At 41.6% G+C, this 16,915-nt stretch carries 15 protein-coding genes; 8 read left to right on the top strand and 7 right to left on the bottom strand.

Translation table 11 applies throughout. The features are described from left to right. Positions 1–132 precede the first annotated feature (132 nt). Complete coding sequence (gene pdxR / locus IF202_RS06355) at positions 133–1,638, bottom strand: MocR-like pyridoxine biosynthesis transcription factor PdxR (protein WP_191594049.1); 1,506 nt, start codon at positions 1,636–1,638, stop codon at positions 133–135. Positions 1,639–1,777: 139 nt separating this feature from the next. Between pdxR and IF202_RS06350 the strand changes: the two genes are divergently transcribed. After that, positions 1,778–2,230 (top strand): GNAT family N-acetyltransferase, encoded by a 453-nt coding sequence (locus IF202_RS06350; protein WP_206705407.1) that lies wholly within the window; start codon positions 1,778–1,780, stop codon positions 2,228–2,230. 22 nt (positions 2,231–2,252) lie between these two features. Next, entirely contained in the window at positions 2,253–2,900 is a 648-nt protein-coding gene (locus IF202_RS06345; RefSeq protein WP_191594048.1) for a pyridoxamine 5'-phosphate oxidase family protein, read from the top strand. 96 nt (positions 2,901–2,996) lie between these two features. Here IF202_RS06345 and IF202_RS06340 read toward each other — a convergent pair whose 3' ends face one another. Continuing rightward, positions 2,997–3,212 carry a DUF2798 domain-containing protein gene (locus IF202_RS06340; protein ID WP_191594047.1) on the bottom strand — a complete coding sequence of 72 codons (216 nt, stop codon included), beginning with the start codon at positions 3,210–3,212 and terminating at the stop codon, positions 2,997–2,999. A gap of 161 nt (positions 3,213–3,373) precedes the next feature. Between IF202_RS06340 and IF202_RS06335 the strand changes: the two genes are divergently transcribed. Continuing rightward, complete coding sequence (locus IF202_RS06335) at positions 3,374–4,177, top strand: sulfite exporter TauE/SafE family protein (protein ID WP_191594046.1); 804 nt, start codon at positions 3,374–3,376, stop codon at positions 4,175–4,177. A 365-nt stretch (positions 4,178–4,542) separates the two neighbouring features. On the opposite strand, the gene IF202_RS06330 is transcribed toward IF202_RS06335, so the two are convergent. Continuing rightward, positions 4,543–7,401 (bottom strand): FAD-binding and (Fe-S)-binding domain-containing protein, encoded by a 2,859-nt coding sequence (locus IF202_RS06330; RefSeq protein WP_191594045.1) that lies wholly within the window; start codon positions 7,399–7,401, stop codon positions 4,543–4,545. A 320-nt stretch (positions 7,402–7,721) separates the two neighbouring features. Here IF202_RS06330 and IF202_RS06325 point away from each other — a divergent pair, with 320 nt between their 5' ends. Then, positions 7,722–8,504 (top strand): FCD domain-containing protein, encoded by a 783-nt coding sequence (locus IF202_RS06325; protein ID WP_191594044.1) that lies wholly within the window; start codon positions 7,722–7,724, stop codon positions 8,502–8,504. Between the two features lie 9 nt (positions 8,505–8,513). Here IF202_RS06325 and IF202_RS06320 read toward each other — a convergent pair whose 3' ends face one another. Next, positions 8,514–9,803, bottom strand: a complete 1,290-nt coding sequence (locus IF202_RS06320) for an MATE family efflux transporter (RefSeq protein ID WP_191594597.1) — start codon at positions 9,801–9,803, stop codon at positions 8,514–8,516. Positions 9,804–10,206: 403 nt separating this feature from the next. On the opposite strand from IF202_RS06320, the gene IF202_RS06315 reads away from it, so the two are divergent. The 3 genes from IF202_RS06315 to IF202_RS06305 all read left to right on the top strand — a co-directional run bounded on the left by IF202_RS06315 (position 10,207) and on the right by IF202_RS06305 (position 11,832). Continuing rightward, a complete protein-coding gene (locus IF202_RS06315; protein ID WP_206705406.1) occupies positions 10,207–10,422 on the top strand; it encodes a hypothetical protein in 216 nt (71 codons plus the stop codon). Continuing rightward, the gene (locus IF202_RS06310; RefSeq protein ID WP_191594043.1) at positions 10,423–10,851 is read left to right on the top strand and encodes a group II truncated hemoglobin; all 429 of its coding nucleotides are present in this window, start codon (positions 10,423–10,425) and stop codon (positions 10,849–10,851) included. Positions 10,852–10,944: 93 nt separating this feature from the next. Continuing rightward, the gene (locus IF202_RS06305) at positions 10,945–11,832 is read left to right on the top strand and encodes a DMT family transporter (RefSeq protein ID WP_191594042.1); all 888 of its coding nucleotides are present in this window, start codon (positions 10,945–10,947) and stop codon (positions 11,830–11,832) included. A 22-nt stretch (positions 11,833–11,854) separates the two neighbouring features. Here the strand turns inward: IF202_RS06305 and norR are convergent, their stop codons facing one another. Next, a complete protein-coding gene (gene norR / locus IF202_RS06300) occupies positions 11,855–13,444 on the bottom strand; it encodes a nitric oxide reductase transcriptional regulator NorR (RefSeq protein WP_191594041.1) in 1,590 nt (529 codons plus the stop codon). Between the two features lie 216 nt (positions 13,445–13,660). Between norR and hmpA the strand changes: the two genes are divergently transcribed. Beyond that, the gene (hmpA, locus tag IF202_RS06295; protein ID WP_191594040.1) at positions 13,661–14,851 is read left to right on the top strand and encodes an NO-inducible flavohemoprotein; all 1,191 of its coding nucleotides are present in this window, start codon (positions 13,661–13,663) and stop codon (positions 14,849–14,851) included. On the opposite strand, the gene IF202_RS06290 is transcribed toward hmpA, so the two are convergent. Continuing rightward, on the bottom strand, positions 14,848–16,053 hold the full coding sequence (locus IF202_RS06290) for a GNAT family N-acetyltransferase (RefSeq protein ID WP_191594039.1): 1,206 nt from the start codon (positions 16,051–16,053) through the stop codon (positions 14,848–14,850). The genes hmpA and IF202_RS06290 overlap by 4 nt on opposite strands. A gap of 50 nt (positions 16,054–16,103) precedes the next feature. Continuing rightward, positions 16,104–16,910, bottom strand: coding sequence for a shikimate dehydrogenase (aroE, locus tag IF202_RS06285; RefSeq protein WP_191594038.1), 807 nt, complete (start codon positions 16,908–16,910; stop codon positions 16,104–16,106). Positions 16,911–16,915: the final 5 nt, after the last annotated feature.

The raw sequence follows: 16,915 nt of genomic DNA, 5'->3' as shown, positions 1-16,915 counted from the left end.
GTTTATAAAATATGCCTAATTATATCACTCTAGATCTAAGAGAAATAAAACTTACTTATAACCCATTAATCATACAAAAAGATCATAATTGGGTTATCAGATTCTATTCATTATAGACCTTAAATTGACGCTTCACTTACTCTCTTTTCCCATGTGTTTTTGCAACCAACCCTGTAGTGCATATAAAGACTGAGACATAGCAGACTCAGTTGATCCACTAAAACCCAACACGAAACCTTGTCGAGTTATTGTCTGATCAACATAATGAGAAGATAACGTAGAAAGATGTATGTTTTGTAACAACAACTCAGAGGCTATACGGGCATCCAGACATTCATCAGGAAAAGCATTCATTGCATCAGCATTGAACTCAATAAGAATATGCATACCGCCACGAGGTTTCTTCCATTCAAACCATGGGTTCATACTTTCTTCCAATAAGGCTAAAAGAAAATCTCGCTTGATTCGATAATGCCGACGCATTCGATTGATATGACGATCAAAACTGCCTTGAATCATAAAATCAGCAACAGCAGGCTGAATTGGTAAAGAAGCCGATGACCCTAACGTTGCTTGGCTTTGTTTAATTAAATCAATTTGCTTTACAGGCGCGACAATAAAACCCAATCGTAAGCCACGGAACAAGACTTTCGAAAAACTGCCAACAAAAAAGACACGATCTCGCGCCTTTTCATGAATACTCGCCGTCTGCATAAAAGGCACGTCGCTTCGCCCTTGATACACAAATTCATTGTCATAATCGTCCTCAACCAGCCACCAATCAGAAGACGGTTCTTGTAGCTTTTTGAGCCATTGCTGTCGACGTTGCGAACTGATTCCTGTCCCTAAAGGATATTGCCGATTTGGCGTTATAATCCCTATATTCACAAGACGATCTTTCGGTAAACAAGGACCTTCATCGTCAATATGAATAGTGTGTATTTTGTCTTTCTGAGAAAGGACTTCACGCATTGGCGGATAAGTAGGGGATTCAAGCCACCAAGAAACAGATGCTTTTTTAGCTTCTTGACTCTTAGATTCTAATAACGAGGTAAGCGCATGCTGTAATAAAATCAACGAATCTCGATTGCCCGCCGTCACAATAATCTGCTCTGATACACACTCAAGACCACGCACACGATACAAGTAATCTACAATGGCATCTTTTAAATCTGGGTAACCCGTTTGATAACCACCCTGCAATAAAGCCATATCAGGATTCAACCAACTACGACGCATGCTGGTTGCCCACTCCTTGGTTGGAAAAGCAGCAACATCTACACCTGCATCAAACCCTATTCTTTTAATTTTCTGGTTAGTCGGTATTTTATTACTCGCCTTTTTAACATCCAATAAAAGCGTTTTCTGACGACCAACCATAGGTAAAGCAGACACAAACACACCACGCTTTTCTTCGCTCACCAAAACACCTTCCGCCACCAGCTGATCATATGCTCGTGATGTAGTACTTCTTGAAACGCCCAAAGACACAGCCAGAGCACGTGAAGAGGGAAGCTTATCACCCACGGATAACTCTCCTGACGCAATACCTTGAGTAATTTGCTCAATCAATTGTTGGTAATACGATGCTCCATCTTCGTTAAGAGAAAACCGTAAACTTCCTATCGCGTATTTCATATCTGGCCTGCTTTTTTATATGTATTCTGGCTATTTTTATAAAAGCCAGATTCCTCTAGAGTTGTTTATAACGAGATACACCTTCACCCACAAGATAAAGCGCTTAAAAAAGAACGCTTATTCAAAGGATAATACGAAAATGATGGATATTCGAAAAGCAGAGTTAAACGACCTTACACCTGTCGTCACAATATTTGAGCAGTATCGAGATTTTTACCGATGTGAAAATAATACAGAGCTCGCTACTGATTTTATTAAGTCCAGAATAGAGCAAAAAGAGTCAGTTATTTTTATTGCTGAAGTACTTAATAACGGTGAAAAAACAATCGTTGGATTCACTCAGCTTTATCCGCTTTTTTCCTCAACAGCCATGAAAAAACTTTGGTTATTAAATGATTTATTTGTTGATGTCAATTATAGAAAACAAGGTATTGCCGAACAGCTCATTGCCGCTTCTAAAGCGCTAGCAAAAGAAACTGATGCGCGAGGACTCATGCTTGAAACATCGTCAAACAATCTACCTGCACAAGCCTTGTATGAAAAAGTCGGCTTCACTCAAAGCCAAAGTTTTTATTACGAATTAGATGTTTAACAAAGAATCAAAAGGAAACCTAATGAGCGACTCACTCGAAACACCGCTAAGTAAAGTTAAAAGAGGGCCAAACAGAGCCAGCTACGACAAGGCAACAGCTTTAGACATCATTGATGCGGCTCTTATGTGTCATGTTGGCCAAACTAAAGAAGGTCAAGTCTTTGTCACACCTACTTGTCATTGGCGTGAAGAGGATTACTTTTATTGGCACGCGCATTCGAAAGCTCGTAATGTAAAAGGCCCAATCGACACACCAGAAAAAGTGTGTATTAACGTCAGTTTGTTAGACGGTTTAGTAATGGCGCGCTCCGCTATGCATCACTCGGTGAACTACCGTTCTGTGACGCTATTTGGTGTGCCAGAATTGATTGATAATAAAGAAGAAAAAGTGCGTCAGTTTAAGATTTTTTTAGACAAGGTAAGTCCTGGTCGCTGGGAGCAATTAAGACCTGTTAACGATAATGAAATCAAAGCCACTGGTTTAGTACGAATCAAAATAGAAGAAGCGTCAGTAAAACTGCGAGCAGAACCACCCGTTGATGACCCAGAAGATTACAGCTGGCCTGTTTGGGCTGGTGTGATTCCAATGGATCGCACGTGGGGAGAATGCCAACAAGATCCAAAACAGACGACGGAACACGTTTTACCGATACCGCCAACAGCCTTCTAAAAACTCAAAAGTTTTTGATGCAAAATCGCACGTCGTCTTCATTGATCTAACATTGAAACGACGTGCGATTTTCAGACATAAATGAAATTTAAAAGTTTAGCTTTTTTTCGCTAACCAAGCACTCAACTTTTGAACTGATGGGCCAAATGTAAAGGCAACCAAACCAGCAACAGGCCACGCCAAACACCAAGCCGCCGCCCATAAAGTTAAAAAATCAGACGTTATTCCGACGTTAATAAATGTGATCCAGCCAGACATTAATAAAGACATAATGCCAGACATCAGCACGGCTAAATACAAACGAAACTTCATTCCTTACTCCTAAAAAACTCGATCTAAAAACAACTCAAACAAATGCTTTGTCATTCTTTCGAGACGAGCATTCAGGTGGCTTAGCTTACAAGTGTAAATATCGTTACACTATACTCTCTTTACATTTTCCTCAAAAATACCACTTTTCAATAGGGATAAACATGGAACATTTACTATGGTGGCAATACGTCTTAATTGGCGTCATTTTCATTTGGAGTGGTTTTGTTCGTAGTGGATTAGGCTTCGGCGGTGCAGTGCTTGCGCTGCCTTTTTTATTATTAGTAGAAAACTCACCATTGATTTTCTTACCTATTATTTCTGTTCATTTATTGGTGTTTTCAAGCTGGATTGCATGGCAAGGGTCAAAAGACGCAAAGGCAAAAGCTCGGTTAGCTGCAGAGCAGGGCGAGGCAGTAGAAACTCGCAGTAATATCGATTGGCGGTACCTTAAAAAAGCCCTTGGCATTATGATTGGGCCCAAGCTCATCGGCGTATTTGGTTTACTGACATTACCAAGCGACATAGTCACCGGCGTGATTTTTGTGATTGTCGCTGTTTTCGCTGTGTCGTATATTTTGAACAAACCGTTCTACAGTAATAATAAAATCCTCGACACCGTCTTCCTTATGCTTGGCGGTTACGTCAGCGGCACCTCACTAATCGGCGCGCCGCTTATTGTTTCTGTCTTCGCCACCAAAGTGTCACGTTTCCAACTTCGCGATACGTTATTCGTACTTTGGTTTATTTTGGTATTAATCAAAATGACCTCATTCCTTATCGCTGGCATCGACTTACAGCTTATCCATCAACTTTGGTTACTGCCTTGCGCTTTGATCGGTCATGTTTTTGGACAGAGATTCTACAACCGCATTCAACAAGCCGAAACCGCGGTTTTCTTCCGATTCATCGGCGTCGCGTTACTCATCGTCTGCGTATTTGGGATTTACACCAGCTTGGTTCTGTAGTTTTAACTAATAGCTTTAAGATAACTAATGGAGCTAGAGTTTCAACGCTCAACAAGATCAATGCCTTGCTTCGGCGCTAAAGCGATAACATCCGCTCGGCATTGATCTTGTTATACGAGTTTCCAGAGTTAACCTTATTTCATCGATTAGACAAAGGAATGCAATATGAATGATACGAGGAAAAGGGAACTTCATTAATGCTTTTGACAGAAAAATGATTTGAAGTTTAGAAAGCATAATACGTGTAATTTAAAATCTAAATATCCTCTCAGACACACCTGAAGAATAGCCAAGAAACAAAGACCAACGCCGAATGGATGTTATGAGGCGTTGGTCTTTGTTGTGAGTTAACTGATAATACGCAACTAAGAAACAGAAGACTGAGCCAGTTGATCAACCAAGTAAACAATCGACTGATACTCGATGCCACTGTGTTCTGACAAACCGATTTCACAAGTTCGGCTATTGGAATAACCGACATCACAGCCTTCTACGGCTTTGGCTAAGGTTTTTAACGCGCTGGCATTTAGCTCAGGGGTTGAGAAACCTTTGTCACCAGCGAAACCACAACAAGTAATCTCAGGTGGAATAACGACTTCGTCTGCTAACTGTTTCGCCAAGGCAACAAAATCGTCAGCCAATCCCATTCGGGTGGTACTGCAAGTGACATGAAGCGCGATCTTCTCTACTTTATCTTTCAGCGTTAAATGCGACATCACATGCGTCGATAAGAAGCTAACTTGTTCATGCAATTCCAAACGAGAATCTAAACTTTCCTTCATGCGTAATGAGCAAGGACTCACATCACACACGACAGGGATTCGTCCATTGTCACTCGCTGCGAGCAATAACGTATTGAGGTCATTGGCTTTTTGGTGAGCGGCCTCAAATTGACCTTTGGACTCAAACGCCATACCACAACATTGGCTTTCTACACCTTCAGGTACAGTTATTTTAAAACCTGCCTTTTCAAGCACAGAAAACATGACGGTCATCACTGAGCGTTTGTCTTCCGTATTGGGTCCTGCCCCCATGACGCGTGTTGCGCAACTTGGGAAATAAATTACTTCTTTCAATGTTTCAGTCGACTCTAAATCACTGCAATCAAACGTAGGAATCAAGCCAGCTGGTTTCGGCATTTGGTTGTGCCATTTAGGTATCACACTGCCAGATACTTTATTCAGTACCCCGGTCGCAATGCCCATACCTTTGTTACCCAAAATATGACGTGCACCATTCGCTACCGTTAATCCTACCTTTGCCGTTTTCGTCACGCCTTCAAAATGATCGGCGACCCAATAACCGATTTTACTGTCTGGATTTCGGTCGTGCCGTAGTTCTCTCGTTAAATCGCCCGTATTTATGCCAACAGGGCATTGAGTAGAACACAGACCACAGGCTGCACAGGTGTCTATCGATTGATAATCATAGTCTTTTTGTAATCTCGCCAAACGTTCAGGGTTATCGCCTGACGCGCTTAAACTTTGAATTTCACGCCATATAACAATACGTTGGCGAGGTGTTAAGGTTAGCGATTTAGAAGGGCAAACAGGTTCACAAAAACCACACTCAATACAAGTGTCAACTCTGTCGTTCGCCTTAGGCATAGGTTTCAAATTCTGTACATGCAAGTTCGCATTGTGAGAAAGAATGACATCTGGATTCAGCAAGAACAGAGGATCAAACGCGCGCTTAATTTCCCACATAATGTCGTAGGCTTCTTTACCCCATTCTAACTCGACGAAGGGTGCCATATTTCGACCAGTGCCGTGTTCGGCTTTTAAAGAACCTTGGTATTTCACGGCAACCAACTGAGCGACTTCTTCCATGAGTTTTTCGTAACGAATCACTTCGGCTGGGTCTTCAAAGCCTTGGGTGAAAACAAAATGCAGATTACCTTCAAGCGCATGACCAAACAAAATCGCTTCATGGTAACCATGCTTTTGGAAAACACCTTGCAGCTCCAACACGCCTTCTGCAAGTTGTTCTACTGGGAAGGCAACGTCTTCAATAATAACGGTTGTACCAACAGGACGAACCGCACCAACAGCTGGAAATAAGCCTTTACGGATTTTCCAATAAGAATCGTAAATGGCTTTATTTTGCGTAAATGCTATGTCGTTGATGGTCTCTAAACCGTTCAAAGCTTGAGAAACAGACACTAGGTTAGCTTCTAGTTCCTTCGCATTAGACGCTCGTACATCAATCAATAAGCCTGCGGCTTGAGGCCCAAGAGAAGACAGTATTTCTGGCATTCCCGGTTTGCCTTCAACGGCTTTTAATCCCGCGCGGTCAATCAGCTCAACCGCCGATACTGGTGCCATTTTTAACGCCGTTACCGCATGACAAGTGACTTCCATGCTATCAAAGAAGATCATCGCAGCCGCTTTAATTGGGTGATCTAGTACCGTTTCATACGTAACTTCGCTGATGAAACCTAAGGTACCTTCAGAGCCAATCATCAAGTGAAGCAAGATATCGAAGGGATCTTGGTAATCTACCAAGCTATTTAAACTATACCCTGTTGTATTTTTTAAACGGTACTTGTATCTAATTCTATCAGCAAGTTCAGTATTGCTTTGAACACTTTTTGATAGTCGACCTAATGTATCTAACAAGTCAGCATGTCGATTGCCAAAGGCAAGACGGCTTTCTTCATTTGCCGTATCTAATAAAGTGCCATCAGCAAAAATAAGGCGTGCATTTTGAATCGTTTGATAACTGTTCTGCGCAGTACCACAACACATTCCGCTGGCGTTATTCGCTGCAATACCACCAATCATACAAGCATTAATAGACGCTGGATCTGGGCCAATTTTACGCTGAAAAGGCAATAGCAATAAGTTAGCTTTCGCGCCGATAATGCCAGGTTGCATGGAAATACTATGACCGTGATCGTGAATTTTATGGCCTTTCCAGTTATCGGAAAGCTGCATCAAAATAGAGTCAGTCACCGCTTGGCCCGATAAACTCGTTCCAGCGGCACGAAAAGTAATAGGCAAATGACGAGAACGAGCTTCTTTAAGCACTAATTGCACTTCATGTTCATTGTCCACTCGCACCACAAGCTGAGGAATCAATCGATAGAAACTTGCATCGGTTCCATATGCCAAGGTTCTAAGTGGATCTCGAATTAACCTAGACTCATCAATTGAGTCTTTTAAAACTCGATACAAATCATCATATTGTGACTGCTTTTCGCCGACTGTATGTGAAGTCGTCATAAAAAATCCTATGTAAAAAACCATTCATACAAATGGTGAGTCGTTCGCCTTTAATTATTTTTAATATTCTTTAATGATTCTCAATGAATTAAACAGCACTAAGGAATGAACATTCAAAATACATAAGCTGGACAAACTGACAAAAAAAGCTTTAAACTGGTAAGACCAATTTACCGACCGATATAGTCAGCACAATAAGAAGCGCCTTAATCTTTGTCAACCTATACTTTAGTTCATATCTAGACAGTTTTAAGGCAATTTTATTGGTTTTACCAATTATTAAGTTATTCACCATATACTGATTTTTTATAGGAATAAGCATGGAACCCAGCCCTTTCGGACGCGTTAAGCAACGTAAAATTTCCGATATTATCATGCAACAGCTGGAAGGAATGATATTAGAAGGAAGCTTCAAAGCAGGGCAAAAACTACCACCAGAACGAGAATTGGCAGCACAATTCGAGGTGTCTCGACCTTCTGTTAGAGAAGCAATCCAAAAGCTAGTTGCTCGCGAAGTTTTATTTAGTCGACATGGCGGTGGAACCTATGTATCAGAACAACTTGGCAGTGCCTTTGCAGATCCACTACAAGACTTGCTGAGCTCTCACGATGAGTTCTTATACGACCAATTAGAATTTCGAGATGCATTAGAAGGCTTAGCAGCTTATTACGCAGCACTGCGAAGCACAGACGCAGACAAAGCAAAACTAACCCATTGCTTTGATCAATTAGTTAGCGCGAATCAAAATCAAAACTTCACCTTAGAAGCAAAGTTAGATGCTGAATTTCACATGGTGATTGCCGAAGCTTCCCATAACGTCGTGTTATTACATACGTTACGCAGCTTACATGCTGTTCTTGCAAAAAGTATTTCAACCAATCTTAAAAATTTATTTGAGAAAAGAGCCGCTCGCAGTCTTGTGATGGAACAACATCACAATCTATATCAGGCGATTATCAATGGGAACGCAGACGATGCTCGCGTCGCAGCGCATACCCACTTGGTGTTTGTCGAAGATAATTTATTAAAAATGCGACAAGAAGAAACACGAATAGAACGTTCATTGCGTAGAACAGAAAACCAAAATAACGACAATGAATAATAATCTGGTTTAAATATTTTTAAACCAGATCTCTTTCTTCATATTTTGTAAATAGCACCAATATAATGTTACCCCGCGAGCAAGGAATAATACCGCTTGGCTAAACCACAAACCATGATTCCCCATACCTTGAGTGATAAACCAAACAGGAAAGAAAACCCCTAAAACACAGATAATCATGGTGTTTTGCATTTGCTTCACACTGGTCGTTCCAATGAAGACCCCATCTAACATAAAAGACCAAATACCCAACAGAGGAAAAAATATAAGCCAAGGTAGGTACAGTTTGGCGGTATCTTTAACGCTATCAACATTGGTTAATAAATTAATGATTTGATTACCAAAAAGCCAAAAAATTAGCATTAAAATAACCGCTGCGAATAATGCCCAATAGGTAGAAAGACGAACTACCTTACGAAAATTATCTTTGTCCTTACGACCATAATATTCGCCGCACAAAGCTTCTACTGAAAAAGCAAAGCCATCAAGCGCATTGGAAATGATCATCAAGAAAGTCAGTAATACGGCATTTGCGGCAAGGATGGAATCCCCTTGGCGCGCCCCTTGAGCGGTAAAAAACAACATGACTAATAATAACAAAATCGTGCGCACAAACAGATAACGGTTTACCTGTACTAATGCTATGTATTCTCTCCATTTCACCAAGGCTTTTATCGGCACGTGGCCAGAAAAACCTTTTAGCTTATGCCACGCCAAAACACCCGCCACGGTTACGCCAATATAATGCGCAAATACCGTCGCCCACGCCACACCATCACTGGCCATACCTAGGCCATAAACCGCGAAATAATCGAGCACCATGTTGGCAAGGTTAATCACCAACAACATCCACAGGGCTCCTTTTGCGTATTGCACGCCAAAAAACCACCCCATTAAGGCATAGCCAGCTAACACCGCTGGTGCACTAAAAATTCGGGCTTCACAATAAAGCCGCGCCCAAGGCTCTACATCTGTACTTGGCTGCATCAAATCTATAGCAATATCAATTAAAGGCGCACGAAATAAAATCAGCAGCAAACCAATGAGAACACCCATCAATATAGATTGTAATAACAGCTCGCGAACACGCCTTTCATCACCTTGACCCAGTGATTGTGCTGTGAGTCCTGTCGACCCCATTCGTAAAAAACCAAACGCCCAAAATAGGAAGCTAAAAATGCTTGCACCAATCGCTACCGCACCAAGGTGTGTTGCTGTTCCTAAGTGTCCAACAACGGCCGTATCAACCAAACCTAATAAAGGCGTTGTAATGTTCGATACCATCGGCGGCCACGCCATTCGCCAAATTTTGGTATTTAACGCGATATTCGAGCGATAAGCGTAAAATACAGAATTTAGTGATAATTTTGTCACAGAAATCTCACTTGTGGGTATGTCGCTGCTTGTGGATAAAAAACCAACAATAATCGCTGTTATATTGATAAATTCTGTGGGAAATAATAGCAGTTATTCACATTGAACTAGGTTTTTTAATGATTTAGCCTATTATCGGTTAAATTTAAACCTTATCTACTCATTATTTTCATTTTTCATCAACTTGTCCACATATATGAAAATTGAAAAGTGCTTGAAGAAACATGTCTAAAATCTTGGATAAGTAATGCTTTTTTCCACAATATTGCTCGCATCGTCGTATAAGTTTGCTAAACTCGCGTTTATTTTATACATCGTGGAGAAACCTATGTTTAACGCTATTCCTAAGAAATTCAAACCTTTTATTGAAGGTTTAGCGGTAGGGTGTGTTTTTATCAGCATCACATTGTTGTTCGAAATTCCTCTATATATGAGTTTCATCATTGGCGCTTTAGCTGCGTTAGGTGGTTACCGCAATTCAATTAAAATGGACCTTGATAAAGAATCTAAGAAAGATAAAAAGCAACAACGAGATCAAGACTAAATGACACAGGCAAACCCTCCAATTTATGGCGACAGCGACGGTACACTTCAAGCCGTTGGAGGATTAACTGGCTTACGAAAATTGGTTGAGACTTTTTATCGTCTTATGGAAAACACTCCAGAGTTTCACCCATTGTTTGAGATGCATCCAAAAAACATAGAGCTCACAATCAACAAGCTAACGGCTTTTTTGTCTGGTTGGATGGGAGGAGAGCGTTTATACGCAAAGACTTATGGTGAAATTAATCTTCCTCAGGCTCATGCGCATTTGATAGTGACAGAAAAGGAAAAAGCCATGTGGCTAAATTGCATGGCAGCAGCTTTAGATGAGCTAGGTTATTCAGAAGAATTGAAAGACTATTTATTACCTAAATTAGAGTTTCCAGCCGAACGTATTCGCCAAGTAAGCGCAGCACATCACGACCTATAATAGGAAGTAATTTCTAAAAGAATCGTCATGTCTTCATAATAAAAAATGCTACCATTCAAATCTAAATAAACAGCTCTCCTAAAGGATGTCTACATGGGCTTAAAAAGCGCGTATTACCTTATTTTACTGGCTGCTATTTGGGGTGCATCTTTTCTGTTTATGCGTATTGGCGCACCATCATTGGGTGGCGTTTGGCTCATTGAAGGTCGAGTAGGTTTCGCTGCTCTATTTCTTTTCTTTGTCGTGCTTTTCTTAAAGAAACAAATCAATTTAAAAGAAAACGGAAAGCATTATGCTGTCATTGGTATTTTGAGTGCTGCGATCCCTTTTCTTTGTTATGGCTATGCGGCGCAATATTTAACCGCGTCACTGATGTCCGTCGTTAATGCATTAACACCTATTTTTGGTACTGCGATAAGCGCGCTTTATTTTCGAACGTCTCTTGAGGCAGGAAAAGTCATTGGCTTATTTCTCGGTTTATTAGGTGTGGCAGTGATTGTTGGACTTGATCCAGAGTTATTAGAAGGCAATAACCTGTTTGCTGTATTGGTCGTGCTATGTGCCCCGATTTGTTATGGCATAGTAAGCACCTACACACAAACAGCAAAAAAAGTAGACCCTATAGCAAACGCTTACGGCTCTATGTTTATGGCCACCTTATTTATAACGCCTCTTTTATTCTTTATTCCGCCTAACTCGGTGGCTGATATTGATTGGGTTGTGATGGCTTCAGTTTTAACACTAGGCATTATTTGCACTGGTGTAGCCTTCTTAATTTTCTATAAGTTATTAAACGACATAGGAATGCCATCAACGCTAACGGTGACATTTTTAATTCCTATTTTTGGGGTGTTATGGGGCGTCATTTTCTTGGACGAAATAGTCGGATGGCACACATTAATCGGTGCTATTTTGGTTATTGCAGGTACGATTAAAACAACAGGTTTTACTTTAAGAACAGTCATAAAGCCGACGAATTAATCAGTCGATTTAGATGAAAGTATTACTTTGAAACAACCTCTTTAATAACTCGAATACCGAGTCGCTTAGCCAATCGAGCTAAGTTGGCTCTGTCCATAGACAAATCTTCCGCTGCTTTCGTCCAGTTTCCATTCGTTTGATCTAATGCAGATTGAATCAAATTTCGTTGATAAGCTTTTGTTTCTAAACGAAAATCTACTACCTCTCTAGCCTTATTAGTATTTTTAGCAGTATTACTCTCTTTATTTTGTATCCTTTCTTTTGCCTCTTGGTTTATTTGTAACCCTGTTAAATGAGCAGGTGAAATCACGGTAATACCAGTCGGGGTATCCGCTTTGGCAAACAAAGCGGCACGAGAGATAACATGCTCTAGCTCACGGACATTACCAGGCCAGCGATAAGCTTCTAACAGCTCTATGGCTGAACTAGATAAGGTCAATTGCTGCAAACCCAATTTACGACGAAATCGCTCAGCGAAGAAACCTGCCAATAATGGAATGTCGCCTTGTCGATGACGCAAAGCTGGCACTTGAATAGGAAACACACTGAGGCGATGAAATAGGTCAGCGCGAAAACGACGCTCCGTGACCTCGGTTTCTAAATGGCGATTGGTCGCTGCGATGATTCTCACATCGATTTTACGAACTTGATCTTTACCAACCGCTTGAATTTCTTGGTTTTGAATCGCTCTTAGCAAGGTGCCTTGTACTTCTAATGGTAATTCACCGATTTCATCGAGGAATAAGGTTCCGCCATCTGCGAGCAAAAACTTTCCTTGTCGGTCCCGATCCGCGCCCGTAAAAGCCCCTTTCACATGACCAAATAACTCGCTTTCGATTAGATGATGAGGAATCGCTGCGCAATTCACATACACCATAGGCGATGCGGAACGTGATGAAGTTTGATGGAGCATACGTGCTACGAGTTCCTTCCCGACACCCGTTTCCCCTTCAATCAGAATCGCAAAATCAGAAGGTGCTACCAGCTTAATCGCTTGATCTAGCGCCTTCATAACATCACTTTGACCAATCATTTCGCCGCCACCTTTTACTTGGGCTTGTTCATTCATGGCTTGAAGTACATGTTGTGCTCGCTGTGTTTTGTCTTCCAGTTGTTCCATCAAAATGGCTGTATTCAAGGTCATGGCAGACATAGCGCCAATAATTTCTAATGCTCTTGAATCAATGTTATCAAATACACCCGGTGTGATGCTGTCTAGCGTCACCACGCCAATCAGTTTGCCTTCTAAATGCAAAGGCACGCCCATGCAAGAATGCACGCGTAAGTGGTCGTCATGGCCGATTACCATTCCATCATAAGGGTCTGGCAATTCTGAGTCTGCCGGAAATCGAACAGGATAATGACCGCTACAGATTTCTTTGAGTCGAGGATGTTCTTCGATAACAAAACGCCTTCCCATCAGGTCATCAGACAAACCACGCTGGGCAATCGGTGTCAGCACATCGTTATTGTTCACCAGTAAAACAACCGCATCACAATTGATAGTGGCACGTACGGCGTACACCAATTGCTCAAAACGATTGGGTTGAGTAACCGCACTGGCTAGGTCGAGTGCAAAGCCAAGTAGAGCGTTGTTTGAAACCTGATTCATTGTGACTGACTCATCGGATAGATTGCTTTTCGTGTCTTATTGACTCAAAGATATCATATTGACTTTATTTTATGTGAGTCTTATTGACTCTTAAAATTGTTTAAACCCCATAAGCACATGTTTTTATTAGTTATTTTTAATTGGCACAAACTTCGCAATAACAACGATAAGACATTAAAACGAACTGTTTATTACATCGATTACTAAGGAAGCGCCATGTTATCTCAACAACATATAGACACTGTAAAATCCACCATTCCATTATTAGCCTCTGCAGGGCCTGCTATTACAGAATATTTCTACAAGCGTATGTTTACTCATAACCCTGAGTTACAAGACGTATTCAACATGACTCACCAAAAAACAGGACGCCAGCCAGCCGCCTTGTTTAATGCGATTGCAGCCTATGCGACACACATTGATAACTTAGAAGTTTTGACGAGCGCCGTAATGCGTATCGCTCATAAACACACCAGTTTTAACATCAAGCCAGATCAATACGATATCGTTGGTCATCACTTGATTGAAACTCTACGTGAATTAGCGCCTGACGCTTTTACCAAGGACGTAGAAGAGGCTTGGGTGGCCGCTTACGGACAATTGGCGGATATCTTCATCAAGATAGAAAAGGACCTTTATGAAGAACGCGCAGCACAGACTGGCGGATGGAAAGACTTCCGTCGCTTTAACGTAGTTTCTAAAACACCAGAATCTGATTTGGTCACCAGTTTTGTTTTCGCACCTGTCGATGGAGAAGCTGTCATTGACTATCTTCCAGGGCAATACTTAGGGGTAAAACTGCATCCTAAAGGCAACCAATACGAAGAAATTCGCCAATACTCTTTGTCTACAGCACCGAATGGCGAAACTTACCGTATCAGTGTGAAACGTGAAGGCAGCGGAGATCTTGCTGGTGTTATGTCTAACTACCTTCATGATCACCTAAAGATAGGCGACGAAGTTGAGTTAATGCCACCAGCAGGTGACTTTAGCTTCCAAGACAAGCAAAAGCCTGTTGTTCTAATCTCTGGCGGCGTAGGTTTAACGCCGATGCAAGCCATGTTGGATACCTTCGCAAAACAAGGTTACGCACAGCCAATCAACTACTTACATGCTTGTGCAGCACCAAGCCAGCATTCATTTAAAGAGCATGTGAATGGCCTGAAAACATCTTTGCCGTTGAGCGTACATACTTGGTATGAAAAGACAGATAAAACAGAAGAAGGCGTTTACGAAGGCAACATGACGCTAGAATCCATCAAAAATGATCTACCTATTGCAGATGGTGAGTTTTACTTATGTGGGCCACTGGGTTTCATGATGTTTGTAAAACAACAGCTACTAACACTTGGAGTGCAAGCTGATCGTATTCATTACGAATTGTTCGGTCCACACCAAGATGTTTAATTGTCTTGTTTAGAAGGTGACTGTTTGAAAGGTAAAAGTGCGCGGGTATCTTGATGGTATCCGCGTACCGCTTCTGCTTCTTCCTCACAGAAACGCCCAATCGCCTCACGAAAACCATCGTGTGCGATATGATGGATACTGTGGCTAAAAACAGGCTCGAAACCTCGCGCTATTTTGTGTTCCCCTTGTGTGCCAGGATCAAAATTCTGTAACCCTTTTTCTAAGCAGAATTCAATTCCTTGGTAATAACAGGCTTCAAAGTGCAGACAATCGACTTCTTCCATGCAGCCCCAATAACGCCCAAAAAGTGAATGGTCATCAAAGAAACACCAAGACGCGGCAATCGGCTCGCCGTCTTTATAAGCTTGTACCAGAAGAATTTGCTCGCCCATGGTGTCTGCTAACAAACCAAAGAACTCTCGCGTCAAATAGCCACGCTGACCTCGTTTGGCGTAGGTCGATTGATAACACATGTAGAAAAAATCAATCTCTTCTGATGTTAGTTCACTGCCTAATTTGCGATCTAGAGTAACACCTTGAGCAATGACTTTTTCTCGCTCTTTCCGAGCCGCCTTGCGTTTGCGACTAGAGAAGTGAGAAAAGTAATCCTCCATGTTCTGATAATCACGATTGAACCAATGAAACTGGCAGGAAATCCGATGTAGAAGGTTTTTATTTGGCAGGCTGTCATTTTCAAGGCCTTTGCCATTCAGAAACAACTCTGCATGTTCTGCTTTGGTAAAAAGCAAATGCCAGCTTGAAAAACCTCTCTCTTGGTTCGCTTGAGTCATCAGCTCCGCTAACGCTGGGTACAGATGAGAAAATGCAACATCATCGCCTTGTGGATCAAGATGAGAAAAAATACGAGGACCAGTAGCAGGGGAGAAAGGAATCGCCCAAATACGTTTTGGATAGTACTGCAAACCATGTTGCTGATACGCATCCGCCCATGACCAATCAAACACAAACTCGCCTTGGGAATGGGTTTTCAAATAGGTTGGTGCAATTGCTAGTGGTTCGTCATCATCGTCTATAACGAATAAGTATTCAGAATACCAACCTGTTCCATCACCAATGCTGTCGCTTTGTTCAAGCGCCTTATGAAAGGCAAACTGCGCAAACGGGTAACGTGTTTCACCAATAGCCGCTTGCCATTTGGCTTCGCCTATTTGATCTACAGAATTAAACCACTGCGCTTTCATCGCTTTCAACCTTACTTTTTAATATTCAAATTTCAGCCAGTTTTTTTAAATTAGCCTTCAAGCTCTGTGCGCATAGTGTTTAGCAAGCGAGTCATATCTGGTCGAACTTGTCGCCAGATGTAAAAAGATTCCGCCGCTTGGCCAACCAACATACCCAAACCGTCAGCACCGGTTGCACCATGATCAATAGCCCATTGTAAAAAAATGGTCGTGCCTTTTCCGTAGGTCATGTCATAGCACCAGGTCTTCTCGTTCGCTAGTTCATCTTTTAAAGGCGGCAAACTACTAGAGCGACTCGCGGATGTACCATTGATAATCAAATCAAACGCACCTTCCAAGTCTTCAAAAGAAGATCCAAAGCAGTCAAACTTTTCGGCTAAAGCTTGCGCTTTTTCAACTGTTCGATTCGCAATGGTTACAGATTTTGGATTCTCTGCCAGCACATTATCTAAAATGCCTTGGACTGCACCACCAGCACCAATAATCAAAATACGTTTATCTTTTAAAACCTGTTTATGGTTATCAATGATATCTCGTACCATGCCAACACCATCTGTTGTGTCGCCAAATAGGTCGCCATTTTTACCCATAAGCAAGGTATTTACAGCGCCGGCTTTTTTCGCTCGTTGACTCAGAATGTCGCACATAGCAAAAGCTCGATCTTTAAAGGGCGCTGTGACATTCAACCCTTTCCCGCCGTTCGCAAAAAAATCTCGAACTTGGTTTTCAAATTCAACATCGTCGCCTAAAATCCGTGAATAGCTTATATTTTGCTGCGTTTCTTCAGCAAAGTGCATATGTATGTCTGGGGATTTACTGTGAGCGATAGGGTTACCAAATACGGCGTATTGATCCAAAACAT

Source organism: Marinomonas colpomeniae (assembly GCF_014803385.1).
GTDB lineage: Bacteria > Pseudomonadota > Gammaproteobacteria > Pseudomonadales > Marinomonadaceae > Marinomonas > Marinomonas colpomeniae.
Note: the sequence above shows the minus strand (reverse complement) of the source record. Positions and strands in the feature narration are given on the sequence as shown.